This is a genomic window from Burkholderia sp. USMB20 (genome assembly GCF_000949135.2).
In the GTDB taxonomy this organism is placed as follows: domain Bacteria; phylum Pseudomonadota; class Gammaproteobacteria; order Burkholderiales; family Burkholderiaceae; genus Burkholderia.
Genome location: NZ_JTAN02000019.1, coordinates 834810 through 859739 on the forward strand (window position 1 = coordinate 834810; position 24930 = coordinate 859739).

The 24930-nt window shown below is 66.6% G+C and carries 23 protein-coding genes; 6 read left to right on the forward strand and 17 right to left on the reverse strand.

What is annotated here, in order from left to right; genetic code table 11:
• Positions 1 to 32: 32 nt before the first annotated feature.
• The gene (locus PL79_RS28405) at positions 33 to 1007 is read right to left on the reverse strand and encodes a GlxA family transcriptional regulator (RefSeq protein WP_044846979.1); all 975 of its coding nucleotides are present in this window, start codon (positions 1005 to 1007) and stop codon (positions 33 to 35) included.
• A 277-nt stretch (positions 1008 to 1284) separates the two neighbouring features.
• On the opposite strand from PL79_RS28405, the gene PL79_RS28410 reads away from it, so the two are divergent.
• Positions 1285 to 1524: a hypothetical protein gene (locus PL79_RS28410; protein WP_044846980.1), complete on the forward strand. Its 240-nt coding sequence runs from the start codon at positions 1285 to 1287 to the stop codon at positions 1522 to 1524.
• 145 nt (positions 1525 to 1669) lie between these two features.
• Here PL79_RS28410 and PL79_RS28415 read toward each other — a convergent pair whose 3' ends face one another.
• The gene (locus PL79_RS28415; RefSeq protein ID WP_044846981.1) at positions 1670 to 1927 is read right to left on the reverse strand and encodes a hypothetical protein; all 258 of its coding nucleotides are present in this window, start codon (positions 1925 to 1927) and stop codon (positions 1670 to 1672) included.
• A gap of 702 nt (positions 1928 to 2629) precedes the next feature.
• On the opposite strand from PL79_RS28415, the gene PL79_RS28420 reads away from it, so the two are divergent.
• Positions 2630 to 3091, forward strand: coding sequence for a GDP-mannose mannosyl hydrolase (locus PL79_RS28420; protein WP_044846982.1), 462 nt, complete (start codon positions 2630 to 2632; stop codon positions 3089 to 3091).
• A 68-nt stretch (positions 3092 to 3159) separates the two neighbouring features.
• On the opposite strand, the gene PL79_RS28425 is transcribed toward PL79_RS28420, so the two are convergent.
• Complete coding sequence (locus PL79_RS28425; protein WP_082088647.1) at positions 3160 to 4203, reverse strand: GlxA family transcriptional regulator; 1044 nt, start codon at positions 4201 to 4203, stop codon at positions 3160 to 3162.
• Positions 4204 to 5862: 1659 nt separating this feature from the next.
• On the opposite strand from PL79_RS28425, the gene PL79_RS28430 reads away from it, so the two are divergent.
• Both PL79_RS28430 and PL79_RS36275 read left to right on the forward strand, forming a co-directional pair.
• Positions 5863 to 7011: a porin gene (locus tag PL79_RS28430; RefSeq protein ID WP_328592087.1), complete on the forward strand. Its 1149-nt coding sequence runs from the start codon at positions 5863 to 5865 to the stop codon at positions 7009 to 7011.
• A 133-nt stretch (positions 7012 to 7144) separates the two neighbouring features.
• Positions 7145 to 7309, forward strand: coding sequence for a hypothetical protein (locus tag PL79_RS36275; protein WP_193759887.1), 165 nt, complete (start codon positions 7145 to 7147; stop codon positions 7307 to 7309).
• A 3-nt stretch (positions 7310 to 7312) separates the two neighbouring features.
• Here PL79_RS36275 and yjfF read toward each other — a convergent pair whose 3' ends face one another.
• The 4 genes from yjfF to PL79_RS28450 form a co-directional block, all read right to left on the reverse strand.
• Complete coding sequence (gene yjfF / locus PL79_RS28435; protein WP_044846985.1) at positions 7313 to 8440, reverse strand: galactofuranose ABC transporter, permease protein YjfF; 1128 nt, start codon at positions 8438 to 8440, stop codon at positions 7313 to 7315.
• Positions 8437 to 9477 carry an ABC transporter permease gene (locus tag PL79_RS28440; RefSeq protein ID WP_044846986.1) on the reverse strand — a complete coding sequence of 347 codons (1041 nt, stop codon included), beginning with the start codon at positions 9475 to 9477 and terminating at the stop codon, positions 8437 to 8439. Before PL79_RS28440 ends, yjfF begins: the two co-directional genes overlap by 4 nt.
• Positions 9474 to 10988 carry a sugar ABC transporter ATP-binding protein gene (locus PL79_RS28445; protein WP_044846987.1) on the reverse strand — a complete coding sequence of 505 codons (1515 nt, stop codon included), beginning with the start codon at positions 10986 to 10988 and terminating at the stop codon, positions 9474 to 9476. Before PL79_RS28445 ends, PL79_RS28440 begins: the two co-directional genes overlap by 4 nt.
• Before the next feature lie 68 nt (positions 10989 to 11056).
• On the reverse strand, positions 11057 to 12019 hold the full coding sequence (locus PL79_RS28450) for an ABC transporter substrate-binding protein (RefSeq protein ID WP_044846988.1): 963 nt from the start codon (positions 12017 to 12019) through the stop codon (positions 11057 to 11059).
• A gap of 475 nt (positions 12020 to 12494) precedes the next feature.
• Between PL79_RS28450 and PL79_RS28455 the strand changes: the two genes are divergently transcribed.
• Positions 12495 to 13559, forward strand: a complete 1065-nt coding sequence (locus PL79_RS28455; RefSeq protein ID WP_044846995.1) for a DNA topoisomerase IB — start codon at positions 12495 to 12497, stop codon at positions 13557 to 13559.
• A 28-nt stretch (positions 13560 to 13587) separates the two neighbouring features.
• On the opposite strand, the gene pqqE is transcribed toward PL79_RS28455, so the two are convergent.
• From pqqE to PL79_RS28485, 6 genes are all read right to left on the reverse strand, one after another.
• Positions 13588 to 14712 carry a pyrroloquinoline quinone biosynthesis protein PqqE gene (pqqE, locus tag PL79_RS28460; protein ID WP_135801165.1) on the reverse strand — a complete coding sequence of 375 codons (1125 nt, stop codon included), beginning with the start codon at positions 14710 to 14712 and terminating at the stop codon, positions 13588 to 13590.
• A gap of 1 nt (position 14713) precedes the next feature.
• Entirely contained in the window at positions 14714 to 14995 is a 282-nt protein-coding gene (gene pqqD / locus PL79_RS28465; RefSeq protein ID WP_044849078.1) for a pyrroloquinoline quinone biosynthesis peptide chaperone PqqD, read from the reverse strand.
• Positions 14992 to 15711 (reverse strand): pyrroloquinoline-quinone synthase PqqC, encoded by a 720-nt coding sequence (pqqC, locus tag PL79_RS28470; RefSeq protein ID WP_044849077.1) that lies wholly within the window; start codon positions 15709 to 15711, stop codon positions 14992 to 14994. The genes pqqD and pqqC overlap by 4 nt, the downstream gene beginning before the upstream one ends.
• Positions 15712 to 15713: 2 nt before the next feature.
• Positions 15714 to 16637 carry a pyrroloquinoline quinone biosynthesis protein PqqB gene (gene pqqB / locus PL79_RS28475; RefSeq protein ID WP_044849076.1) on the reverse strand — a complete coding sequence of 308 codons (924 nt, stop codon included), beginning with the start codon at positions 16635 to 16637 and terminating at the stop codon, positions 15714 to 15716.
• A 64-nt stretch (positions 16638 to 16701) separates the two neighbouring features.
• Positions 16702 to 16776, reverse strand: a complete 75-nt coding sequence (gene pqqA / locus PL79_RS28480; protein ID WP_006410019.1) for a pyrroloquinoline quinone precursor peptide PqqA — start codon at positions 16774 to 16776, stop codon at positions 16702 to 16704.
• Positions 16777 to 17068: 292 nt separating this feature from the next.
• Entirely contained in the window at positions 17069 to 19084 is a 2016-nt protein-coding gene (locus tag PL79_RS28485) for a sigma-54-dependent Fis family transcriptional regulator (protein ID WP_044849075.1), read from the reverse strand.
• A 323-nt stretch (positions 19085 to 19407) separates the two neighbouring features.
• On the opposite strand from PL79_RS28485, the gene PL79_RS28490 reads away from it, so the two are divergent.
• Positions 19408 to 20403: an alpha/beta fold hydrolase gene (locus PL79_RS28490; protein ID WP_044849074.1), complete on the forward strand. Its 996-nt coding sequence runs from the start codon at positions 19408 to 19410 to the stop codon at positions 20401 to 20403.
• Here PL79_RS28490 and PL79_RS28495 read toward each other — a convergent pair.
• The 4 genes from PL79_RS28495 to PL79_RS36775 form a co-directional block, all read right to left on the reverse strand.
• Positions 20388 to 22688: a TonB-dependent receptor gene (locus PL79_RS28495; protein WP_044849073.1), complete on the reverse strand. Its 2301-nt coding sequence runs from the start codon at positions 22686 to 22688 to the stop codon at positions 20388 to 20390. The two genes, PL79_RS28490 and PL79_RS28495, sit on opposite strands and share 16 nt — an antisense overlap.
• Positions 22689 to 22777: 89 nt before the next feature.
• Positions 22778 to 23206 carry an ExbD/TolR family protein gene (locus PL79_RS28500; RefSeq protein WP_044849072.1) on the reverse strand — a complete coding sequence of 143 codons (429 nt, stop codon included), beginning with the start codon at positions 23204 to 23206 and terminating at the stop codon, positions 22778 to 22780.
• Complete coding sequence (locus PL79_RS28505; protein WP_044849071.1) at positions 23203 to 23916, reverse strand: MotA/TolQ/ExbB proton channel family protein; 714 nt, start codon at positions 23914 to 23916, stop codon at positions 23203 to 23205. The genes PL79_RS28500 and PL79_RS28505 overlap by 4 nt, the downstream gene beginning before the upstream one ends.
• Before the next feature lie 10 nt (positions 23917 to 23926).
• Positions 23927 to 24808, reverse strand: coding sequence for an energy transducer TonB (locus PL79_RS36775; RefSeq protein ID WP_235879349.1), 882 nt, complete (start codon positions 24806 to 24808; stop codon positions 23927 to 23929).
• Between the last annotated feature and the right edge of the window lie 122 nt (positions 24809 to 24930).

Below are 24930 nucleotides of genomic sequence, written 5' to 3' on the forward strand. Positions count from 1 at the left end.
CCGTCCCTTCGCCGAAGCTTATCCAGCCTTCTCTACAACTCCAGTTCCGTCTGGCTCGAGCGTGCCTGGAACCGGTATTCCGAGGGTGTCACGTCGAGGTGTCGCCGAAAAATTTTGGCCAGGCGATCACCGTTCCCCCACCCGCATTGCCGTGCGATCGTGCCGATCGGCAAGTCGGTTTCCATCAACATCTGCACCGTGCGCTCCAGGCGAACCCGCAGCAGAAATTCGGACGGCGTCATGCCGATTTCCTGCTTGAAATGCCGCAGGAAGTTCCGTTCGCTCATTGCAGCAACCCGCACTGCATCGCTGACGGATATGGCTCTTCCACAGTTCTTGCGCAACCAGCTCGCCGTCGCGCGGACCCGATCGGCTGGCGTGCCATTGCGCACTTCACCCTCCTGCTCCGCCGGCTCGAATGCGTCGCCCAGCGCGAGCCGCGCCACAATGCCTCGCACCGCATCGCCACCCAGGTCGCGTTCGATGAGCGCCAATGCGGCTCTTGCCGGCTCGTAGCCGCCGCGACCCACGCGCACCGCATCCACTGCATCGATCACGTGCGAGCCATTCAGCGCCGCATCGATCAACATCCTGCCTTCGCCGATCGTCTCGACCATGCCCGCCTTCGGCAGCACGATCCGCAACCAGTCGATCACCCGGGCGTCGCGCGACGCGCGACGCGCACCTTCGCCACCCGCGACGAACAGCGCATCGAATGCGTGCGCCGTGCCCGCATCGCATGCGAATGTCCGCACGCTGATGGCCGACGACCAGACGATGTTTCCACCTTTCGACGAATAGAAGCGAATGTCGTACAGCGGAAGCCCTGTCGCGCGCGGCGCATAGATTTCATTGGCTACTTCGAACACCTCGAATACCGCGCCCGCCGCAAACAACGAGAAACCGTCGAAGACGACAACGCCGATATCCCGATTCCTGCGTGACCGCTTTCCCCCAACATCTGCTGCCGCTTCATCTCCCGAATGATCGACACTCGTGTGCGTCATGGCGTGCTCTCGGACAATCAGTCCAATCAACTTCGGTCGTCGTTTTTTACTCCGTTGCGACGCATCATACCGAGGGCGCCGAATGGCGTTTAAACACTGGCCGATTCGAACAAACAGTCGTCGGATTAGTCTGCGGGAATTCCCTGATCGGCCAAATGTTGGCGGTTTTCGACTACCTCGCCGCAGCGAAACGGATGACGAAGAGCTTGCAGAAACAGCGGCGCTCGCATGACGAGCGAGTGATATCCGACGGCAGTCGTTCGGTGATCGAAGCGTCGTGGCGCGCCCCACGGGCGGTCAGGCGTTCGGCAAGATGCGCGGCACCTTCGTGCATGAATTGCGACAGCAAGCAATGTGGTGCGACATGATCATGTGCTGGCGAGTATCGCTGTGGATGCAGCAGTCGATTCGGCCCTGGAACTCGACAGTACGGTGGCGCAACGCGATCGGCGTCGTTGACGATCAGCCTGCATCGATGCGTCGTATTCGGCCACGGGTGCCGCGCAAGGCCGATTAGCCCGGATCCGCCAGCCCGGCGCCTGGCGAAACGCGCTGACGACGCGACGCAGCAATCCGCCGCCCCTTCAGTTCCTTGTATTTTTTTGTTCGAGCCGGCCGGTACTCGCTCCAGCCGCATGACGACGCTCATGCGAGCCGGGCGTCTACGACATCACCGCGCTCGCAACGAGCGACGCAATCGCCACGGGTAGCGCGAACAGCGCCGACAGCGCCATCCTTTTCAAGATTCGAGCTCGCGCCACCTCACGCGAGCCGCGGGCCCGGCGCGACTGAAATTCGAGCAGCAGCAGCCCCTGACCATGTCGTGCGCCGGCCCAAAGGCCGGACGCGGTGCTGAAGACGAGGTAGACGAGAATCCAGACGAAGCAAATCCTCGAGAAGATAAGAAGCGCGACGTTCATGGCGGCGATGCTCCGTTTTCGGCGAGATACCGCGCATCAGATGGCGCGCGGTTCGATGCCGATAGCGTACATTGCAATGCAGCATGCCGGACATGACAATTGATCCGACGATTCCGCCAACCGGTTACCGTACGTTTCCTCCGGGCGGCGCCGACGCGAAGCACCACGCGCGTGCAACAATGTTCGCACTGCTTCGTAATGTTCGAAGCCAGGCCACACGGATCGTCTTGCGGATCCACGACTCGAACGACGGCGACTGACATTCACCGTACGCGCAGCTCGACCCGTGATGAATAAAAAGGCCTGCGTGCCACACGGCACGCAGGCAAAATTCCGAGGAGAGTTCCGGGGTGAACGCGTCTCCTCGAAAGGCCAGACAAAAGCGTAACGTCGAATCGACCGTTTCAAAACGGAATGGCGGCTTCGACCACGATCATGGCCGAATGAAAATGTATTGATGCACGCGCACACGTTTCTCGACGGGCATTGCGCCGTCACGCCCGATTTGCTTCCTGCAATTGGCGGATTGCTTCGGTGTTTTGGCCGACGAGCGAAATCTCGACTGGCCATGATGAGATGCGTGCAGACGGACATTCAACGTTCGCTCATCGACGAAGCCGGCATGTCATCGTCGTGACCGAGTCGCCTCGAACGCGCAACGATGCCGATGCACTTCGACAGACTTCCAGGAGCCCATCCGCCATGCTTCCGCTGGACACTTTCTTGCGCGTCGTCGACGCAACCCCGCTCGTTGCGATCGACCTGATCATCTCGAACGGCGATGGCGCGTATCTACTCGGTCACCGTGTCAATCGTCCCGCGCAGGGTTTCTGGTTCGTGCCGGGCGGCCGGATTCGCAAGAACGAGCGTCTCGACGATGCGTTCAATCGCATCGCGCGCGACGAACTCGGATGTAGCGGTCTGGAGCGTGCCGATGCCGAACTGATCGGCATCTACGATCACCTCTACGATGACAACTTTGGCGGCGAACCGGGTATCTCGACGCACTATGTGGTGATGGGATACAAGCTCCGCGGCACGTTCGACCTCGTGTCGCTGCCGAATGCCCAGCACACTGCCTACCGATGGGCGACCGCCGACGAGATCGTCGCCGATCAAACGGTCCATTCGAATACGCGAACCTACTTCGGCACGTCCGCCTGAAATCGGGCGAGCGCTGCTCCCGCGGACAAATCGACTACCCGACGCCGGTCGTTAGCCCGGCGCGGGCATCAAAGCGACGATGTACCGTTGCGAATGTCCGAGCCGCCAACCGACGCGAACATTCTGTCCCGAGCGGCCGCGCGATACTCCGTCGGCGACATCGACAGATGCTGGCGGAACAGCTTGGCCAGCCGGTCTCCACTGCCGAGGCCGACCCGCCGCGCGACCTTGTCGGCGGGCAAATCCGTCTCGACCAGCATGGAGCATGCCTTTTCGAGCCGCACCCGCAGCACGAATTCGGTTGGCGTCACGCCGATTTCGTTCTTGAAGCGCCGCAGGAAATTCCGCTCGCTCATCGCAGCGGCCTGCGCTGCATTGGCGATCGAGATGCGATTCGCACTGTTGGCTCGAAGATGCTGAGCGGCCGCGCGAATCAATTCACTGGCTCGCGCCTCCTGCGCCCCGAACAGGACGCTCGCAAATTTCCGGTTCGCCCCCGGCATCATGTACGAAACGATCTCTTGCGCGACTTCGTAGCCGGCGTCACGCACGACGATCGACAACGCGGCCGCGAACATGCCTTCGCCATCGTCGTCGGATGGCCCCGATTCGCCCGTACCGCCAACGGCAAGCACCGCCTGCGGCACGACTTCCGGAACTTTCTGGTTCAGGCGAATCGCCGTCAGCATTTCGGCGCCGGCATTGTCGCCCTTGACCACGCGGGCGCGCTGATGGGCATGCTGCAACCAGCTGATGAACGCATCGTCGAGGCCGCTTGCCCGCCCCTGTCCACCGAGCACGAACATGGCCTGCACATTGCTCGCATCGAGCGGACGAGCCGCTTCCGTCCAGATCTGTACACCCGACGACGAACGAACGGCACCGCCGTGACTGGAATAAAGCCGCAATTCATAGCGATCGGCAAACGCGACGTTCACGCCTTCGAGCTGATTTGCAAGTTCGAATACCGCGGCCAGCCGGCCCATTTGCATGATCGAAAATCCGTCGAGCAGCAGGATGATGACGCTGTCCCGCCGACGACCGACGCTTCTTCCCCGGTCACCACTCACTCTGAACCCCGTAGTCGTTTCGTTCGGCGCTATTTGCATCATCTCGGCCTCTTAACAATTTTTTGCATTTTCTGCAGCGCATCATATGCGGCTAAATCGTCGGCCGATCCGTCGGTGTCCGATCCCGCCTCATTGTTGACGGAATCAGTCAAGGCGATGATATGGTACCAATTATTTGTTGATAATCAGGAATAGGAGTTGGCGTGACGGCACAAAGTCATGGAGATTTGATCCAGATCATTGACGAAACATTTTTACAACACAACGAGCAGCGCATGTTTCACTCCGGAAATAGAACATGCGTTCAGTTCCTTACAGATCCTTACAGCATTGGTCATAAGGAATCGACGCGTTCGCGTTGTCCGCCGCCTCGACGGCGGGCGGGGATGAGACAAAAAAATATGCGCAATGCCTCCCTCTGCGGGAGGGGATATTACCTTGCAAGCTTTACCATGCAAGCGCGATACGAAAAAATCATAGATGGCAAGCGCTTTAACGTTTGCCTATATTAAGTAAATTCTTCCAGATGCATTCGAAATATTATTTGCCGATGATAGCCGAATTTCGGTAGATAAATCCGCGCGACTGGGAATGCCCGAATATTTCGTAACATCAAACCCGACGTGCGCCACGGCCCGCGCGTCACATCACCAGGGCCATCGGTTTCCGGAACATGCGACTCTGCCGCCGGCCGATCGTGATGCTTGCCGGGTCGTCGACCGCTCGAAGGCGCATGCGGAAACTCGCGAATCGGAGATATCGCCCTGCCAATCGCTAAGGAAAACGAATTGTCACGAGTGTAATCGTACGACGTGCGCGTTGACATCCGACGCTTGGCGGCGCTCGCCTCAACCAATCACGCTCGGGAATCGAATTCCTGCCGGCATGACTTCGGTCGCGATGATTGCTCTCGCTGTGAAGCGTCGTCGAACAGGCTTTACATACACCATTCGATTGAACGGTCGACCCGCACATCGATCTCGCTCATCGTGCAGCGATTATCGGTTCGCCATCGTCTTCGAATTTTCCGGCAATTGATTCCTGCGTCTGCAACGCCCATAACCGGAATTTTCCGATGTGGCACCCAGTTTGAAAACGCCTTCCTTCCCGGATGCTGTCGCTTGCGGAACAACCATGAGTTAATACCGCAGCGCCTGTAGACAAAGCATGCAGAATGCACTGCACCCCAGCCTCGAAAATGAGCGTGTCTGCACCACCATCACTCGATGCGGTTTCCTTGCCGGTCCGACTGCGCGCACGTCTCGCTCCGGATCTTTCGATACGCCTCGGCACGGTTTCCCGAAGAGTCGGCACATACCCCGGACGATGAGGCCGCACGACGAACGAGAGTGCCGACTCCGCGCCGGCTCGCCCCGGACTCGCCAATAATAAAATCGAAAATCGCTCCAAAAAATCCATGAAGTCCGATTAAATCAAATCATTGGCGCATCACGACTATGTTATCCCGCTGCACCCTCATTTATTCATCGAAAAAATCACCCTCCCTTCTCTCCGCACACTCCACTTCGATCAAAGACATCGTCAATTCGACCAGCCTGCACGAACCGAAATGCATCACTCTCCGTTATTTTTTGGAGACACCTCGCCATTTTAATTTCGCACTAAAAATCTCTCGATGTAGTCTGCTTCCGTTCATTTGAACGCAGGCATGCTTGCAAAAGGAGAGACCATGAAACACGCATTTTTCCTGTCCTTGCGATCGCGTCGGTCGCGATGGGCGGCGTATCCCACGCGCAGTCGAGCGTGACGCTTTACGGGACGATCGACACGTCGCTCACGTACGTGCGCAACGCCGATGGCGGCAAGAACCTTTGGGCGCTCGGCAACAGCAGCGCCGGCAATCTGTCGGGCAGTCGTTGGGGGCTCAAGGGTTCGGAAGATCTCGGCGGCGGCCTGGCGGCGATCTTCCAGCTGGAAAACGGTTTCAATCCGAGTACGGGCGGCCTCGGTCAGGGCAGCCGCATTTTCGGCCGCCAGGCCTATGTCGGGTTGACCAGCAACCAGTATGGCTCGCTCACGCTCGGTCGCCAATACGATCCGCTGATCGACCTCGTGCAGCCGATTACCGCCGACAACTACTTCGGCAGCGTGTTCGCCACCGCCGGTGATGTCGACAACTACGACAACAGCTTCCGCGTCGACAACGCGGTCAAATACACGTCGCCCGTCATCGCCGGACTCCAGTTCGAGGCGATGTACTCGCTGGGCGGTGTCGCGGGCAGCACCGGCTCGAAGCAGTCGTATTCGGCCGGCGTGTCGTACGCCAACGGTCCGCTGAGTCTCGCCGGCGGCTACTTCTATGCTGCCAACGCGAATCCCGTCACGGGCAGTCGCACGACATGGTCGAGCACGTCGGACGGCACGTTCGACGGCGCAATCAATACCGGCTACCAGACGGCCCACTCCATCGGCATCGCTCGCGTGGCCGGCCAGTATGTGATCGGTGCGTTCACCGTGGGCGCCGGCTACAGCAACGCCCAATATCGACGCGACGGCGCATCGGTGTTCGCGAAGAACGAACACTACAACACCGCCCAGGGCTTCCTGAACTATCAGGCGTCCGCCGCGCTGCTCGTCGGGGTCGGCTACAGCTTCACGAAGTCGGGCGGCGACACCGCGGCGCACTACCACCAGGCATCCGTCGGTGCCGACTACAACCTGTCGAAGCGTACGGATGTCTACATGACGGCCGCTTATCAGCATGCAAGCGGGAATACCGGGGACGGTGCCGGCGGTGCGGTGCCGGCGCAGGCGTCGATCGGTTCATACGGCTACAACGGCACGAAAAAGCAGGCCCTGGTCAATCTGGGGCTGCGTCACCGGTTCTGATCGTCACTTCGGGGCGCCGACATGTCCGGCGGTCGTCCCCAAACACTCGTGACGGCCGGCGCGGCGCCCGACGAACCGGCCGTGCTCGCCGGCAACGGCCGCCTTGCCGATATCGTGGCATGACTCGACGAGCATGCATGCGGCGTTCGTGCAGGCGGTACGGGAGCCGCTCGATGCGCCGGACCTGCACGCGGTCGAGCGGCGGACCGCGTTGCTGAAACACATCGGCATCGCCAATGCGTCGAAACATACGCCGTTCAACGCCGAACCAGATATGGATATGCCCGGACCTGCATAACCGTCACCGGCGCGCCGCCGACGGCGTGAAGCGCCACACCCGCAAAACCCGCCGCATCGTCGACACCAGCGCCGCATCGTCACCCGGCGCAGCTGACGCGTCCTGCGCGACTTCCCGCTTGCGCCGTTTCGGATCGAGCCCGGTGCCGCCGCTCCGCCGCCGCGCCGCATGCCGCTCGATGATCCGCTGCAGCAGGCAGAACACGCACAGCAGCGCGCCGATCACGATCCGCGTCCACCACGAGCTCAGCGTGCCGTCGAACGTGATCAGCACCTGGATCGTGCCGAGGATGCCGACGCCGAACACCGAGCCGATCACGTACCCCACTCCGCCCGTGAGCAGCGTGCCGCCGATCACGGTCGCGGCGATCGCGTCGAGTTCCATTCCCTGCGCCTGCAGCCCGTAGCCGGACAGCACGTACAGCGTGAATACCACGCCGCCGAGCGCCGAACAGAAGCCGCTCAGCGCATACACGCCGACCTTCGTGCGCGCGACCGGCAGCCCCATCAGCAGCGCCGAGCGCTCGTTGCCGCCGATCGCATACACGTTGCGGCCGAAGCGCGTGAAATGCGCGACGTAGATCGCGGCGGCCAGCGTCGCGAGCGCGATCAGCGCGCCCGCGCTCAGCGTCCCGCCGCCGACCGGCACGCTGATGCCCGCGAGCGCATGAAAGGTCGGCTCGTTGATCGTGATCGACTGCGTCGTGATCAGGAAGCACGCGCCGCGCGCGAGAAACATCCCGGCCAGCGTGACGATGAACGGCTGCAGCCGGAAGTAGTGAATCAGCGCGCCCATCGCCGCACCGTACAGCGCGCCGAACACGAGCACGAGCGGCACGATCGCCCAGACGGGCCAGTGCCATCGTTCGGCGCCGACCGCACAGAAGATCGTTGTCAGCGCAACGACCGAGCCGACCGACAGGTCGATGCCGCCCGACACGATCACGAACGTCATCCCGATCGCGACGATCAGCAGGAATGCGTTGTCGACGAGCAGCCCGGTCAGCACCTGCATCGAGAAGAAACCCGTATACATCACGGATCCGAAGCCGAACAGCGCGGCGAACAGCACGATCGTCACGACGATCGGCAGCGTGCGCGGGTCGGCGAGCCGTGCGAGGAATCGGTTCATCGCGGCGTCGCTCCGGTGGTGGCGCGCGAACGCGCGGAAGGCAGCAGCCGCGACGCGTGCCGGACGACCAGCGCGCGCGCCGCGTCCGACTGGATCAGCGTCACGACGATCACGACCATCGCCTTTACGACGAGCGTCGCCTCCGGCGGCACGCCGATCGAATAGGTCGTGTAGGTGAGCGTCTGGATGATCAGCGCGCCGAGCACGGAGCCGGCGAGGCTGAAGCGGCCGCCGAGCAGCGACGTGCCGCCGAGCGTCACCGCGAGGATCGCGTCGAGCTCGAGCAGCAGCCCCGCGTTGTTGCCGTCGGCGCTGCGCACGTTCGAGCTGGCGAGGATGCCGGCGAGCGCCGACATCACGCCGGAGCACAGATACACGCCGAACACGACCGCCCCCGCGCGCAAGCCCACGAGCCGCGTCGCGACCGGGTTCACGCCGATCGCGCGGATGAACAGGCCGAGCGCCGTACGGTTCACCAGCAGCGCGCTCGCCGCGATCGTCGCGAGCGCGATCCAGACCGCGCACGGCACGGCCGCGAGATAGCCGCCGCCGAGTGCGAGGTAGCCGGGCGCGCCGATCGGGATGATCTGCCCGCCGGTCAGCAGCTGCGCGATGCCGCGTCCGGCGACCATCAGGATCAGCGTCGCGATGATCGGCTGCATTCCGACGAACGCGACGAGCACGCCGTTCCATGCGCCGGCGAGCAAGCCGACGCCGAGCGCGGCGGCGAGCGCCGTGCCGACTCGCGCCGGATCGCCGTCGAGCACGATCGCCGCGGCGGCGCCCGCGATCGCGACGATCGCACCGACCGAGATGTCGATCCCGCGCGTCGCGATCACGAGCGTCATGCCGAGCGACACGATCACCAGCGGCGCCGCGCGAGTCAGGATGTCGACCGGCGCGCCGAACAGGTGACCGTCGAGCAGCGCGATCGACAGGAAGCCCGGCCGATGCGCGACGTCGAGCGCGAACAGCAGCGCGAGCGTCAGCACCGGCCACACGAGCGGATGACGAAGCAAGGCACGGAGCCGCATCATGACCGGCCTCCCGCAATCAGTTGATACACGTGTTCCTCCGACGCGTCGGCACCGGTCAGTTCGGCGACCTTGCGGCGGTCGCGTAGCACCGCGATCCGGTGGCTCACGCGCACCACTTCGCTGATCTCCGACGAGATGAACAGGATCGCGAGCCCTTGCGCGCAAAGCGCGAGCACGCGCTCCATGATGTCGAATTTCGCGGCGACGTCGATGCCGCGCGTCGGCTCGTCGAGGATCAGCAGCTTCGGCTCAGTCGCGAGCCAGCGCGCGAGCAGCACCTTCTGCTGGTTGCCGCCCGACAGCAGCCCGATCGGCTGCTCCGCGTCGCGCGCCTTGATGCCGAGCCGCGCGATGTACGTCTCGGCGAGCTCGCGCTGGCGCGCACGGCTGATCAGCCGCCACCAGCCGCGCCGCGCCTGCAGCGCAAGGATGATGTTCTCGCGGATCGACAGCGCCGCGACGATGCCCTCCTTCTTGCGATCCTCCGGGCAATACGCGATCCCGTTGCGGACCGCGTCGTGCGGCGACGCGAGCCGCTTGCGCGCGCCGTCGATCTCGATCGCGCCGGTGTCGGTGCGCTCGGCCGCGAACGCGAGCCGCGCGGTCTCCGTGCGCCCCGAGCCGAGCAGCCCGGCCAGCCCGACGATTTCGCCGGGCCGCACGTCGAGATCGAGCGGGCTCATCATCCCGCGCCGGCCGACCTGCCGCATCGACAGGAACGGCGCGGCCGCATCGGCATCGCGCTGCACGGCCGCCGCGCCCGCCTGCAGCGTGCCGGACATCGGTTCGCGGCCGGTCATCTTCGCGACCAGCAGGTCGACCGGCAGGTCGCGCGCGAGGTACTCGCCCTCGCGCTCGCCGTTGCGCATCACGGTGATCCGGTCGGACACCGCGTAGGTCTGTTCGAGAAAGTGCGTGACGAACAGGATCGCGATGCCCGACGCCTTCAGCCGGCGCAGCACGTCGAACAGCCGCGCGACCTCGCCGTCGTCGAGGCTCGACGTCGGTTCGTCGAGAATCAGCACGCGCGCGTCGACCGACACGGCCCGCGCGATCGCGACCATCTGCTGCACCGCGATCGGATACGCGTCGAGCGAACGCGTGACGTCGAGCGACAGGTCGAGCTCGGCGAGCGCATCGCGTGCCCGCGCGTGGATCATCTTCCAGTCGATCGCGCCGCGCCGCATCGGCTGCCGGCCCGCGAAGATGTTCTCCGCGACCGACAGGTTCGCGCACAGGTTCACTTCCTGGTACAGCGTCTGGATCCCGGCCGCCTCGGCCTCGCGCGGCGCGGCGAAACTCACCGGCGCGCCGCCGACGCGAATCTCGCCCACGTCGTGCGCGTGCACGCCGGTCAGCACGTTGATCAGCGTCGACTTGCCGGCGCCGTTCTGGCCCATCAGCGCGTGGATCTCGCCCGGAAACAGCCGGAAGCTCACGCGCTGCAGCGCGTGGACACCCGGAAACGCCTTGTCGATGCCGATCATCTCGACCACCGGCGGACTCGTCATGGATCGCCCTCGATTCGAAGCGGCGGCCGGACGGCGTCGAACGCGCCGCCGCCCGCGTGCGCCGGGATTCAGTACTTGCGGGTCGGCAGCACCTGCGCCGCGACGCTCATCGGGAACACCGTCTCGTTCGTGACGATGCGCTTCGGCAGCTGCTTGCCGGCGACCACGTCTTTCACCGCGGTCATCAGCTGCGGGCCGAGCAGCGGGCTGCATTCGACGTCGACGTTGATCTTGCCGGCGACCATCGCCTGGAAGCCGCCCTTGGTCGCATCGAACGACACGACGCTCACGTCCTTGCCGGGCTTGATGCCGGCCTCTTCCATCGCCTGGATCGCGCCGAGCGCCATGTCGTCGTTGTGCGCGTAGACGACGTTGATCTGCTTGCCGTAAGTCTTCGCGAACGCTTCCATCACCTGCTTGCCGCCGGCGAGCGTGAAGTCGCCGCTTTGCGACGCGATCACCTTGAACTTCGGATTGTTCTTGATCACTTCGAGCAGGCCCGCGCGGCGGTCGTTGGCGGGCGCCGAGCCGACCGTGCCCTGCAGCTCGACGATGTTGACCGGGCCCGCGTCGTTCCTGTAGCGCTCTTCCAGCCAGTGGCCCGCGCGCCGCCCTTCCTCGAGGAAGTCCGAACCGATCATCGTCACGTACAGCGATGGATCCTTCACGTCGACGCCGCGATCGGTCAGGATCACCGGAATACGGGCCGCCTTCGCTTCGGTCAGCACCGGCTCCCAGCCCGACTCGACGACCGGCGAGAACGCGATCACGTCGACCTTCTGCGCGATGAACGAGCGGATCGCGCGGATCTGGTTCTCCTGCTTCTGCTGCGCGTCCGAGAATTTCAGGTTGATGCCGGCCTCCTTCGCCGCGCCCTTCACCGACACGGTGTTCGCGGTGCGCCACGCGCTTTCCGCGCCGACCTGCGAGAACCCGAGCGTGATCGCCTTTTGCTGCGCGTGCGCGCCGGTGGCCAGCACCGTCGCCGCGGCGACGATCGCGCCGGCCGCCAGCTTCCTGATGAATGTCATGGTCCGTCTCCGATGGTGTCGTTGTATGCCGCGGCGCCGGCCTGGCGCGGTGCCGTGTCGTGCTGTTGTGGTTCTGCGTGGCACGGGCGCGGTTCGGGGCGATGCGGCCCGGCCGTTGCGGCCGGCCCGAGATGTACGCCCCGGATCAGTCTAGGAACAAGTCCGATAACCTTCCAATGAAATATTGGATTGAAGCGATATCGGTCTCGGCATACGTATAAACACCTAAGCGGGCGGGGCCGCGTCGTGAAATGAACTCGGGGCAATCAACGAGAACGCCACACGGACGGTTTTTCTCCATGATCGGCCGGCGCAACGGTAACGGCATCGCTCCGAAAGCACGGCGCACGCTTCTTGCTGTCACGCTCCGAATCGCGCGAACGACAAGGAGAAGACGATGCCCGCAGCAGCGACGAGCGGAACCCGCACCGCCGATGCGCGGATCGACCGCGCGCGTCGATCGACGCATCGCAGCATGAAGACGCGCACGCCCCGCGCGGCACCTTCGGACGCAGACGTGTCCGCCGTGCCGCTGCGCCACGTCGACGACCGGCGCCCCGGCTACACGCGCCGGCGGCTGCGCAACGGCTTCGCGTACTACGCGCCGGACGGCACGCGGATCCGCGACGCCGACGAGATCGCCCGCATCAACGCGCTCGCGATTCCGCCCGCCTACACCGACGTGTGGATCTGCACGGACCCGCGCGGCCATTTGCAGGCGACGGGGCGCGACGCGCGCGGACGCAAGCAGTATCGTTATCACCCGCAGTGGCGCGCGACACGCGACGCGAACAAGTACGCACGGATGGCTGAATTCGCCCGCGCGCTGCCGCGCATCCGCGCACGCGTCGCGCGCGATCTCGCGCTGCCCGGCATGCCGCGCGCGAAGATCGTCGCGACGGTCGTCCGGCTGCTCGACACGACGCTCGCGCGGATCGGCAACGCCGAATATGCACGCGAGAACGCGTCGTACGGGCTGACGACGCTGCGCAAGCGCCACGTGACGATCGGTCCGGGACAGGTGCGGCTGCGCTTCACGGGCAAGAGCGGGATCGAGCACGACGTGACGGTCGACGACCCGCGCGTCGGCCGCATCGTGCGCCGTTGCGCGGAGCTGCCGGGACACGAGCTGTTCCAGTATCTGGACGAAGACGGCACGCGCCATTCGGTCGGCTCGTGCGACGTGAACGACTATCTGCGCGACGCAGCGGGCGCGGCATTCACGGCCAAGGATTACCGGACGTGGGCAGGCAGCGTGCAGGCGCTGGCGTTGCTGCGGCGCATCCCGCAGCAGGACGTCGCGCACGCCAGCAAGCAGATCGTCGAAACGGTGCGCACCGTCGCCGAGGTCTTGCGCAACACGCCGGCCGTGTGCCGGCGCTGCTACATTCATCCGGTGGTGCTCGATACGTTCGAGGCCGGGATGCTCGCGGCGCTGCAGGTGCGCCGCACGCCGAGGGGGCTGCGCGTCGACGAAGCGGCGTTCGCGGCGCTGCTCGAGCAGGCGGCGCGGCAAGCGGTCAAGCGATCGAACAAGTGAGGCTCACCGACGCGCCGCCCGCTGCCGCTCAACTCGCGATCGAATTCGCAATACTGCGAAAGATCAGCGGCCGCTCGTCCTCCCGCCCTGCCCGCCGCGCGAACTGCACGACCTGTTCGACCCGGCCGTGATGTTCGGACTTCGCGCAGACCGGATCGGCCTGCGCCGGGTCGCCGGCCAGCATGTATGCCTGGCAGCGGCACCCGCCGTGATCCGTGTGACGCTCGTCGCAGGTGCGGCACGGATCGCGCATCCACCCGTCGCCGCGAAACGCGTTGAATGCGTCGCTGTCGTACCAGATCTCCTTCAGCGACCGGTCGCGCACGTTCGGCAGCGCGAGGCCCGGCAACCCGCGCGCGGCATGGCACGGCAGCGCGGTGCCGTCCGGCGCGACGCCGAGGAACACCGAGCCCCAGCCGTTCATGCAGGCCTTCGGCCGCTGCTCGAAGTAGTCGGGCACGACGAACAGGATCTTGCACCGTTCGCCGACGAGCTTCCGGTAGCGATTGACCGTTTCCTCCGCTTCGCGCAGCTGTTCGGCGGTCGGCATCAGCTGGTCACGATTCAGCATCGCCCAGCCGTAGTACTGCGTGTTGGCAAGCTCGAGAAAATCCGCGCCGAGGTCGAGCGCCATCTCGATGATCTGGCCGACGTGCGGCAGGTTGTACCGGTGCAGCACGCAGTTCAGCACCATCGGATAGCCATGCGACTTGATCAGCCGCCCGACGCCGCGCTTGAGGTCGAAGGTGCGCGTGCTGGTCAGGAAGTCATTCAGCTCGCGCGTCGAATCCTGCAGCGACAGCTGGACATGATCGAGGCCGGCCGCCTTGAGCCGGCCGATGCGCGTGGCATTCAGGCCCACGCCCGACGTGATCAGGTTGGTATAGAAACCCAGCGACCGCGCGTGCTCGACCAGCACCTCCAGATCGTCGCGCTGCAGCGGTTCGCCGCCGGAAAAGCCGATCTGCGCGGCGCCGAGCGCGCGCGCGTCGCTGATCACCGTGCGCCACGCGTCGGTGTCGAGCTCCGCGCCGTGCGTCGCGAAGTCGACGGGGTTGTAGCAGAACGCGCAGTGCAGCGGACAGCGGTACGTGAGCTCGGCGAGCAGCCACAGCGGCGCGCTCGGGCGGTTCGGAGGCGGTGTCAAGTCCATGTCAGTCGAGCCAGCCGCGCAGTCGCGCATGATCGAGGAAGCGATAGACGTCCGACGCGAGATCCGACGTGCTGAACAGCCGCTCGAGCTCGTCGATGATGTCGTCGAGCTCGCGCTTGCCGTCGCAGCGCGCGAGGATCTCGCCCGCGCTCGGGTTGAGCCGGACCATGCCTTCCGGATACAGGAGCACGTACGCATCCTGGGCCGCCTCCCACTGCAGGCGGTACATGCCCCTCAGCGCGGGGCGCAGCGGCACGCCGCTGACGGCTTCGTTGGAGTTCATGCGGGGTACGCCTTTTCAATCGCGTCGAGAATCGACCACAGCACATCCAGCTTGAACGACAGGATGTCGAGCGCGCGCCGTTGCGCGTCCGGTGTCGTGAAATGGCTCAGCGTCACCGCGAGCCCGTGTTCGACGTCGCGCTGCGCGAGCGGCACGCGGCTGCGGAAATACTGCAGCCCGTCCGCCTCGATCCACGGATAGTGGGACGGCCAGCCCGCGAGCCGGTCGAGGTGGATCTGCGGCGCGAACATCTCGGTCAGCGACGAGCACACGGCCTCCTGCCACGGCGCGTGCCGCGCGAAATTGACGTAGGCGTCGACCGCGAACCGCACGCCGGGCAGCACGTGCGCGAGCGACCACAGCTCCGAGCGCTCGATGCCGACCGCCTCGCCGAGCCGCGCCCAGGCCTCGATCCCGCCTTCCTGGCCGCCGTGACCGTCGTGGTCGAGAATCCGCTCGACCCACATCCGGCGCGTGTCGCGGTCCGGGCAGTTGGACAGGATCGCCGCGTCCTTCAGCGGAATGCTGACCTGATAGTAGAAGCGGTTCGCGACCCAGCCGCGGATCTGCGCCGGCGAGCACGCGCCGGTGTTCAAGCGCCGGTTGAACGGATGATGGATGTGGTAGCGCGATTCGAGCGCGCGCAGGCGCGCCTCGAACTCCTGCGCACTCCAGGGCGTCGCGTGCAGCGCCGCGGCGGGAATCGGTGCGTTCATGGTCAGACCTCGAATTGCATGCCGTCGTGGGCGACCTCGATGCCGTGCTCGCGCAACTGCGCGCACTGCGCGGAACCGGGGTCGAGAATCGGATTCGTGTTGTTGATGTGCGTGAGGACCTTGCGCGTGTGCGCCGGCAACTGCCCCAACTGCTCGATCATCCCCGGCCGCGCCGCGTCGCCGCACTGCGCGAGATGCCCCATGTCGGCCGCGTGCTTCGACGACAGGCCGAGGTCGATCATCTCGGTGCCAGTCCAGAAGGTGCCGTCCACCAGCACGAGATCGGCGTCGCGCATCGCGGCGCGCGCGCCGTCGTCGACGTCGGCGAGCCCCGGCGCGTAGAACGCGTGTCGGCCGGTCGCCGTATCTTCGATCAGGAGTGCGATGTTGTCGCCCGGCACGCTCGCCTCGCGGCGCGGCGAATACGGCGGCGGCTTGCTGTCGACCGGCACGGCGGTGAAGCGAAGGCCGCCGGCGCCCGCGATCGCGAACGGCTGGCCCGGCGCGATCGGGTGGACGTCGACCCCGCAGTAGTGGCCGAGCAGCGGCACGAGCGGCAGCCCGGTCGACAGGTCGTCGAGCACCGGTGCGCTCGCGTACAGCGGCAGCGGCGACGTGCGCTCTCGCAGCATCAGCAGGCCCGTCACGTGATCGATCTGCGCGTCGCACAGCACGACGGCGACGATCGCGCTGTCGCGGATCGCGCGGGCGGGCTGCAGGTCGGGGGCGGCGCGCAGTTGCGCGAGGATGTCCGGCGACGCGTTCACCAGCACCCAGTCGATGCCGTCGCCGCTGACGGCGATCGACGATTGCGTGCGCGGCACGATGCCGTCGGTGCCGGCCCGCGCGCGACGGCAGTTGCCGCAGTTGCAGTTCCATTGCGGCAGCCCGCCGCCGGCGCCCGAGCCGAGTATCTTGATCTTCATCTGCGTGTGCTCCGGGTGCCGCCCGCATCGTGTCCGTCGATGCGGGCGGCACTGCGCGCGTCGATCAGCGGTTGGCGATGTACATCGTGATTTCGAAACCGAAACGCAGGTCGGTATAAGCCGGGGTGGTCCACTGCATGATGTGTCTCCTGGTTGAGTTGGTGAGTCGAACAAACCGCATCGATCGAGCGGCCGATACCCATTCAGCAAGGAGCGTGCCGGGGCCGGATTTGCGTCGCGCAGCGGTGTGCGAAGGCGTGCGGCCACCGCCGGGTGGTCACGGCACCGGAATCCTTACGATTGACCGACATAAACATTTCAGAATCCGTCGAGCGACGGTTCACGATGCGCGCGGCCTGGTGAGCAAGTGTTGAATCCTTGAACACCGGGTGTTGCAACCTGACACACCGGTGTGACAGTCGCGGCTTCCGTCAGGGTTCGTCCGGCTCCAGCGCATCCGGCCCGGCGGCCGGCATCTTGCGGTAGATCGTGTTGCGCGACACGCCGAGCGCGCGTGCGGCGGCGGACACGTTGCCGCCATGACGCGCGAGCGCGGCCGCGATCGCGGATGCGGCCACGTCCTGCAACCGCGCATCACCGGCCGTGGTCGCGTTCGCGAACGCTGGCGCCTCCGCTGCGAGCGCTGGCGGCGCAGCGGCGCCCTGCGCCGCCGCGCCACAGTCGCGCCGCACGTCGTCGAAGAAGTCGTCCGGCAAATGCTCGCAGCGGATCTCGCAGTCGTCGTCGACCATCGCGGCCGCGGTGCGCAGCAGGTTCGCGAGCTGCCGGAAGTTGCCCGGCCACGCGCAACGCTCGAACAGCGCCATCACGTCGGGCGCGACGCTCAATGGCCGGCGGCCGGGCCCCGACAGCGTCTCCCGCTGCAGCATCTTCTGGACGACCACCGCGAGGTCCGTGCGGTCGCGCAGCGGCGGCAGCCGCACGACGAGGCCGTTGAGCCGGTAGTACAGGTCCTCGCGGAAGCGGTTCTGCGCGATCATCTCGCGCAGGTCGCGGTGGGTCGCGCAGATGATCGCGATGTCGACGCCGATCGCCTTCGTCGAGCCGAGCGGATTGACGATGCGCTCCTGCAGCACGCGCAGCAGCCGCACCTGCAGCGGATACGGCATGTCGCCGATTTCGTCGAGAAACAGCGTGCCGCCGTTGGCCTGCAGCAGCTTGCCGGTCGCGCCCTTGCGGCGGGCGCCGGTAAACGCGCCCTCCTCATAGCCGAACAGTTCGGATTCGATCAGCGTCTCCGGAATCGACGCGCAGTTGACGGCGACGAACGGCCCGTCGCGGCGCGGCGAGTCGTTGTGGATCGCCTGCGCGAGCAGTTCCTTGCCGGTGCCGGTTTCGCCGGTGATCAGCACCGGAATGTCCTTGCCGATCACCTTGCGGATCTTCGCGATCACCGCCGCGACCTGTGGATCGCCGGTGTCGAGATAGCTGAGGCGCGACAGGCTCGCCGCGCCCTGCGCGGCAGGCGGCCGCGCGGCGGGCGCGGCGCCGTCGTGCACCTCGGCGGGCCGGCTGCCCTCGGCCCGCAACGCGCGCCGGAACTGCACGCGCGCGCAGACCACCGCGCCGTTGCCGAGGTTCAGCGACACGTGCGGCTCGGTGCTCGCGCGCATCCGGTCGATCAGTTGCGCGCTCGTCACGTCGAACAGCGACGCGAGCGTATGCGCGCGCAGCGCGGCAAGCGGCATCCCGAGCTGGAACTGCGCGCTGCGGTTCGCCGACAGGAAGCGGCCGTCGGCGGTGAACGCGACGATCCCTTCCATCAGCGTGCCGAGGAATTCCGGGCGGCCGTGGAACGACACCTGCAGCGTCTCCTGGAAGGTCGTCGTGAACAGGTGGTTCTCGATCATCTGCACCGACATCTTCGCGAGCGCCATCGTGTGCTGGTGATAGCTGCGGTGGTCGCCCGTCACGTCGAGCACGCCGATCGCGTCGCCGTACGGATCGAGAATCGGCACGCTCGAGCAGGTCAGGAAATGGTTCGCGGCCAGGAAGTGCTGGTCGCCGTGCACGACCATCGGACACAGCTCCGCGAGCGCGGTGCCGATCGCGTTGGTGCCCTGCCGGTTCTCGGCCCAGTTCGCGCCGGGGCGCAGCGCGACCCGTTCCGCGCGCCGCAGGAAATCGTCGTCGCCGATCGAATGCAGGATCAGCCCTTCCGCATCGGTCAGCACGATCATGCTCTGCGTATTGACGATCTGCTCGTGCAGCGTCTCCATCACGGGCATCGCATGCACGCACAGCACGCGGTTCTGCTCGCGCTTGAGCGCCAGCGCGGCGCCGGACAGCAGGTCGTAGTCGGGACGTGCCGACGCCTGCAGGCCGAACGTCTCGGACCGCTCATGGGACTTCTGGATCGTCGGCGTCGGCCAGCCGGGCGCATGCGTGGCCCGTGCGTTGGCCGTCGGATGAACGTCATCGCGCATTGTCTCCTCCGGGGATCCTTCCGGTCGTGCCGGACTCTTTGCCCTTGATGCAAGCAAACATCGGGCCACGACGGGATGCGCGCACGATCTGGTTTCGTTGCATCGCCGCGCCGACCGAAATTGAAAGGGAAATGAAATGACGGCACTGGCTTGCCGTCGATGCGGCGTGCCGCGCGCGTGGTCGACGTGATAACGTGAAACGCACGCGTGCCGCCACCCGGACGAATCCCTATCTTCATCGCCGGCGCGAATCTGGCTTCATACGGGTCGAGCGCGGCCGCATCGCGCGATTGCCTTTCCCTCTCCGTCTATACCCTGCCGACATGTCGCCATCACGCAGCCAACGCTCCGCCCTCCCCGTGCGCCGCCTGTCCCGCGATGCATGCACGATCGCGTGGACCGAAGCCGGCAACCCGCGCGGCGCGCCGGTCGTCGTGCTGCACGGCGGGCCCGGCAGCGGCAGCCGGCCGGCCGTGCTGCGCCTGTTCGACCTGACGCGCACACGCGTCGTGCTGGTCGACCAGCGCGGCGCGGGTGCATCGACGCCGCGCGGCGGCCTGCGTCACAACGACACGATGCGACTGATCGGCGATCTCGACGCGCTGCGCGCGCGGCTCGGCATCGCACGCTGGAGTGTCGTCGGCGGGTCGTGGGGCGCGGCGCTCGCGCTCGCCTACGCGGGACGGCATCCGTCGCGCGTCACCGGCGTCGTGCTGCGCGGGTTGTTCCTCACGTCGTCGCGCGAAGTGCGCGGCCTGTTCGTCGGTGCACGCGCACACGCGCCGCGGGCCTGGCAGCGCCTGACGGCCGCCGCCGGCACCGCGCGCGCCGATCGCCTGATCGCCTGCTGCGCGCGGCGTCTCCAGCCGGGCGCCGGCGCGGCACGGCAGCGCGCGGTCGCGCTCGCATGGAACGCGTATGAAGACGCGATCCTGACCGGGCGGCCGGCGCGCGGCGCGCGGCCGACGCAGGCCGCGATCGACCGGCTGGTCGACAAGTACCGGATCCAGGCGCACTACCTGCAACGCCATTGCTGGCTCGGCGAACGCCGCTTGCTGGCGCTCGCCCGGCAGGCCGCGCAAGCCGGCGTGCCGATACATGCGGTGCACGGCACGCGCGACCGCGTGTGCCCGGTCGACAACATCGATCGACTCGCGCGCGCGGTGCCGGCCGCCATCGTCGAGCGCGTGCCGGCCGGGCATCTCGCGAGCGATGCTGCGCTCGCGCGTGGCGTCGCCCGCGCGGTACGCAAGATGCTCGACGTCACGGCGGCAGCCACACCGCAACACGCCGAGCCGCCCGTTCAGTCCCACGCATAGCGCGCGCCGACCCATGCGCCGCGCGGCGCGCCCGGCCCGACGAACTGTTCGTTGACGGCATTGAGCCCGTCGAACGAATGGTTCGGACCGTTGAAGAAGTTCCGGCCGAGCATCCCGAAGCTCGCATAGCGCTTGTCGAGCAGGTTGGTGACCGACGCGAACAGCTGCAGCTGCTTCGTGACCTGCCAGGTCGTATCGAGGTCGATGAGGACATAGCCGGGCACCTTGCCGTTCACGTCCTGGTTGTTCTCGTCGCCGCGCGCGAACACGCCGCTGCGATAGGTGATGCGGGTGCCGACGGTCCACGTCGGCGTCGCCGCATAGTCGAGCCGCAGCTTCACGGTGCTCGACGGAATCCCGGGAATGCGGTCGCCGGAGCGGACGACGATGTTGCCGCGCGCGTCGGCGCTCGAATTGCTCGCGCTGCTTTCGGTCCACGTCGAGCGGTAGCTGGCGTCGACATAGCTGTAGCTGACGCCGATGCCGAGCGGCCCGAGCCGCGTATGGCCCGCGAGTTCGAAGCCTTGCCGGCGCGTCTTGCCGACGTTCTGGAAATAACCGAGCGTGCTCGCGCCGCCGTTGCTGCTGATGAACTGGATGTCGTCGTCGAGCGTCGTGCGGTAGACGGCCGCGCTCCACGTCGTCTCCTGGCCTGCCCGGCCGCGCGCGCCCAGCTCGATCGTCTTCGCGATCACGGGCTTCAGTGCCGGATCGGCGAGAAAGTCGTTCGGCAACGAGCACGGTGCGGCCGGATCGGCGCACGCGAGCTCGATCGCGGTCGGCGAGCGCATTCCTTCGTTGTACGTCGCATACGCGGTGAAGCCCGGCACCGGATTCCACGTGACGCCGACGGCCGGATTGAACCGCGCGAACGTATGGCGCGCGGTGAGCAGCGGCTGCAGGCCGCTCACGTCCTCGATCGCCGCGCGCGACACGTTGTAGCGCCCGGCCAGCGTCAGCGACCATTGCCGCGTCAGCGCGAGCGTGTCGTCGAAGTAGACGCCGTAGTTCGCGTTGCGCGTCTTCGCGCGCGTCGTCTGCGTGAAGTCGCCGATGCCGACCGTCGCGCGCGTCGCCGTGAACATCGCATCCTGCGACGATTGCTCGAACCCCGAGTTCGCGAGATCGGCGGATGCGCCCGCCACGAACTGGTTGTCCATGCCGGCGAGCTTGCCGAGCAGCGTCAGCTGCAGGTTCGCGCCGTAGCTGTCGGTCGCGATCACCGAGCGGGCGTTGGTCGCCTGCACGGTGTCGGCGGCGCCGCTGCCGTCGACGCTGCCGAAATCGTCGTTCACGTTGCTGCTGATGTTGGTGTTGCGATAGTGCCGGTAATAGACGTTGCCGCTCAACTGCACGTGGTCGCTGAACGAATGGTCGCCCGCCACGGTGACGTACGCGGCGCTGTTGCGGTTCAGGTCGGGATAGGTGTACGCCTGCGCGCGATTGTCGAGAAACGTGCGCGGAATCGTCTGCGAGCCTTGCAGCGCGTTGTCCGCGCCGCCGGCCGAGATCGACAGCGTCGTATCGGCGTCCGTGTAGCGCAGCTTGCCGAAGCCCTGCCGCACGCGGCTCGCGTTGTGATCGGCCCAGCCGTTGTCGTTCACGACGTTGCCCGTCACGTAATAGTCGAGGTGGCTGCCGACGCGTCCGCCCTGCTCGATCTGCGCGGTCTTGCGTCCCCACGATCCGATCGATACCTGTGCGGCGCCGCCCGGGCTCGTCCTACCGTTCTTCGTCGTGATCGCGAGCGCGCCGCCGAGCGTGTTGAGGCCGTAGGTCGGATTCGAACCGGGGATCAGCTGCATCGTGTCGATCGCCGCCTGCGGGATCAGGTCCCAGTTCACGACGTCGCCGAACGGCTCGTTGACACGCACGCCGTCGACGAACACCGACAGCCCCTGCGGCGTGCCGACGACCGGCGACGCGGTGAAGCCGCGGTAGTTCACGTCCGTCTGGTACGGATTGCCTTGTGCCTCGTTGATGTCGACGCTCGAGACGTTCTTCTCGAAGTAGTCGGTCAGCACGCTGTCGTGCTGGCGCGCGAGGTCCTCGCCGCGAATCGTCTGCACGTTGGCCGGCACGCGCGAGAGCGGCGTGCCGATCCCGAGCAGCGGCGTCGTGCCGACGACGACGATCGGCGCGAGCGTCGGCGCATCGGCGTTGCCGGCCGGTTCGACCTGCGCCGACGCGGGCGCGAGCCAGCCGCCGAGCATGCCGCCGAAGCACAGCGTCACGCCCGCGCGCCGTGCGGCGAAGCGGCGCTTCGCCCCATCGGTTTCCTTCATCTCCACGTCTCCTCTTTTCTTGTCGTCGCGTCGTTATATCGTTGTCCGTATCGATGGGTCGGCGGCCATCTCCGCCGCCCTCGTTCGCTTCATGGCGCCGGCCCGGCAGCGCCCTCCGCCGTCGCGATCGCGACATGCGCGACACGCGCGCGTCCGATCGACGCGATGACGCCGGCCACGGTGCCGAACGGCTCGTTGCGGTCCGCGTGCAGGCTCACGCTCGTCTGCGGGTCGTGCGCGACGCGGCGTGCCAGCACGGCTTCGACCTCGGCCGGCGCGGCCGGCGTGCCGTCGATCCGGACCGCGCCGTGCGCGTCGACGGTCACGGTGACGGTCGACGCACGCGGGTCGCGCGCGGGCGCGGCTGCCTTCGGCAGGTCGACGCGGATCGCATGCGTCATCAGCGGCGCCGCGATCATGAAGATCACCAGCAACACGAGGACGACGTCCACGAGCGGCGCCACGTTGATCTCGCCGAGCGGTTCGCCCGCGTCGGCTTCGCGCTCGTCCGTCCTCATACGGCCGCCCGGCGCACGCCCGCATTGCTTGCCGCCGGCAGCGCGGCATGCAGCGGCGCGTCGATCCGGAAGCGGCGCTGTTCGGCCAGCGCGATCAGGTCCTGCCCGAACTCGTCGAGCCCGGCCGTCACGGTCTTGAGCTGCCGCAGGAACAGGTTGTACGCCAGCACCGCCGGAATCGCGACGCCGATCCCGATCCCGGTCGCGACCAGCGCCTGGCCGATCGGCCCCGCGATCGCATCGATGCCGTTCGTGGCCGACGCCGTCATCGACTGCAACGTGTGGACGATGCCGAACACGGTGCCGAACAGCCCGACGAACGGCGCGACGTTCGCAATCGACGCGAGCACCGTGAGCCCGCGCTCGAGCGGCCGCCGTTCGCGCCGGATCGCGCGCGCGAGCGTGCGTTCGAGCAGGTCGCGGCGGTCCCACGCAACCAATGTGGCCGGGGCGTGCGGCTCGGGTGCGTCGAGATCGCGCAATGCGGCGCACACGGCGCGCTGCAGGCGCGCGTTGGAGCTGGCGGCCGCCTCGTCGTCCGTCGGCATCGACAGTGCCGCTTTGCCGCAGCCCGCGGCAAAGCGGCGGTTGCCGAGCGCGACGCGCGCATGCAGCAGCGCCTTGACGACGATCAGCGTCCAGGTGAGCGCCGACAGTACCGCAAGAAGCGCAAACGCACTGACAACCGCGTAGTGGATGTAGTCAGGCATGAAGGACTCCCTAGTTTCCGAGTTTGAACACGACCGGCACCCTGACCCAGCCGTCGATTGATTCCGTGCCGCGTTTCGCCGGCACGAAGCGCCAGTCCGTGACCGCCGCGACGGCCGCCTCGTCGAGCGCGTCGTGTCCGCTGCTCGCCGACAGCAGGACCTGGTCGGGCCGGCCGCTTGCGAGCACATGCACGTTCAGGAACGCGGTGCCTTCCCAGCCGCGCCGCTGCGCGACGTCCGGATAGTCGGGCGCGGGATTGCGCAGGTACGCAGCCGCGAACCGCGGTGCGGTGACGGGTTCGGGCGCGGTTGCCGATGGTGCGGCGGGCGCCGCGTGCGCAGGCACCGTCGCGGTATCGGCCGATGCGTGTGCGGCGGCCGGCGACGCCGGTTCCGGTACCGCCCCGGCTCGCTGCAATTCGCCGTCCGGCCGCGCCACGGCGGTTGCGGCCGGGGGCTGGCGCGAAGGACTTGTGCGATCGAGCCGACGCGGCACCGTCGGGTTCGGCCGAATCTCCCGAGGCATGACCGTTTCGCGGCGCGCATGCGAAGGCCCGTGCTCGGGAGGAACCGGTGTTGCGCGATCCGTACGGCGCTGCTCGCCCGGTTCGGCTAGCCGCGCGGATTCGCTCGCGTCCACTTCGACGGCGAGCGCACGGGCTAGCGTCGGGCGGGCAGCTGGCACCCATGCATGCCACAGCGCGACCGCGATGGCCGCATGGACGGCGAATACCGCCAGCGCGACCGTGTGCAGCGGTTCGCGTGCGCGCACGGCCTGCGACATCGCGATCGTCGCCGCATCCGCGCCGACGGGCGCGATGCCGTATGCGAGCGCAACCACGCGGCGGCGGTCGGACCTGCGATTGGCATCGAACGGCATCGGGACGGGCATGGTGGTTTCTCGCTGCGCGGAATCGTTGCCGGTTCGAACGGCAAGAAGCATGCCGATGCCCGCATCGCCCGACCGGCGCCGGTCGAAGCCGCCACGCGTCGATATGCAACCGCCGTCCTGTT

Excerpts from the sequence above, each read along its gene's own strand:
- PL79_RS28405 (WP_044846979.1), bottom strand. The coding sequence starts at position 1,007 with ATGACGCACACGAGTGTCGATCATTCGGGAGATGAAGCGGCAGCAGAT.
- PL79_RS28415 (WP_044846981.1), bottom strand. The coding sequence starts at position 1,927 with ATGAACGTCGCGCTTCTTATCTTCTCGAGGATTTGCTTCGTCTGGATT.
- PL79_RS28420 (WP_044846982.1), top strand. The coding sequence starts at position 2,630 with ATGCTTCCGCTGGACACTTTCTTGCGCGTCGTCGACGCAACCCCGCTC.
- PL79_RS28425 (WP_082088647.1), bottom strand. The coding sequence starts at position 4,203 with ATGATGCAAATAGCGCCGAACGAAACGACTACGGGGTTCAGAGTGAGT.
- PL79_RS36275 (WP_193759887.1), top strand. The coding sequence starts at position 7,145 with ATGCATGCGGCGTTCGTGCAGGCGGTACGGGAGCCGCTCGATGCGCCG.
- yjfF (WP_044846985.1), bottom strand. The coding sequence starts at position 8,440 with ATGAACCGATTCCTCGCACGGCTCGCCGACCCGCGCACGCTGCCGATC.
- PL79_RS28440 (WP_044846986.1), bottom strand. The coding sequence starts at position 9,477 with ATGATGCGGCTCCGTGCCTTGCTTCGTCATCCGCTCGTGTGGCCGGTG.
- PL79_RS28445 (WP_044846987.1), bottom strand. The coding sequence starts at position 10,988 with ATGACGAGTCCGCCGGTGGTCGAGATGATCGGCATCGACAAGGCGTTT.
- PL79_RS28450 (WP_044846988.1), bottom strand. The coding sequence starts at position 12,019 with ATGACATTCATCAGGAAGCTGGCGGCCGGCGCGATCGTCGCCGCGGCG.
- PL79_RS28455 (WP_044846995.1), top strand. The coding sequence starts at position 12,495 with ATGAAGACGCGCACGCCCCGCGCGGCACCTTCGGACGCAGACGTGTCC.
- pqqE (WP_135801165.1), bottom strand. The coding sequence starts at position 14,712 with ATGGACTTGACACCGCCTCCGAACCGCCCGAGCGCGCCGCTGTGGCTG.
- pqqD (WP_044849078.1), bottom strand. The coding sequence starts at position 14,995 with ATGAACTCCAACGAAGCCGTCAGCGGCGTGCCGCTGCGCCCCGCGCTG.
- pqqC (WP_044849077.1), bottom strand. The coding sequence starts at position 15,711 with ATGAACGCACCGATTCCCGCCGCGGCGCTGCACGCGACGCCCTGGAGT.
- pqqB (WP_044849076.1), bottom strand. The coding sequence starts at position 16,637 with ATGAAGATCAAGATACTCGGCTCGGGCGCCGGCGGCGGGCTGCCGCAA.
- PL79_RS28485 (WP_044849075.1), bottom strand. The coding sequence starts at position 19,084 with ATGCGCGATGACGTTCATCCGACGGCCAACGCACGGGCCACGCATGCG.
- PL79_RS28490 (WP_044849074.1), top strand. The coding sequence starts at position 19,408 with ATGTCGCCATCACGCAGCCAACGCTCCGCCCTCCCCGTGCGCCGCCTG.
- PL79_RS28495 (WP_044849073.1), bottom strand. The coding sequence starts at position 22,688 with ATGAAGGAAACCGATGGGGCGAAGCGCCGCTTCGCCGCACGGCGCGCG.
- PL79_RS28500 (WP_044849072.1), bottom strand. The coding sequence starts at position 23,206 with ATGAGGACGGACGAGCGCGAAGCCGACGCGGGCGAACCGCTCGGCGAG.
- PL79_RS28505 (WP_044849071.1), bottom strand. The coding sequence starts at position 23,916 with ATGCCTGACTACATCCACTACGCGGTTGTCAGTGCGTTTGCGCTTCTT.
- PL79_RS36775 (WP_235879349.1), bottom strand. The coding sequence starts at position 24,808 with ATGCCCGTCCCGATGCCGTTCGATGCCAATCGCAGGTCCGACCGCCGC.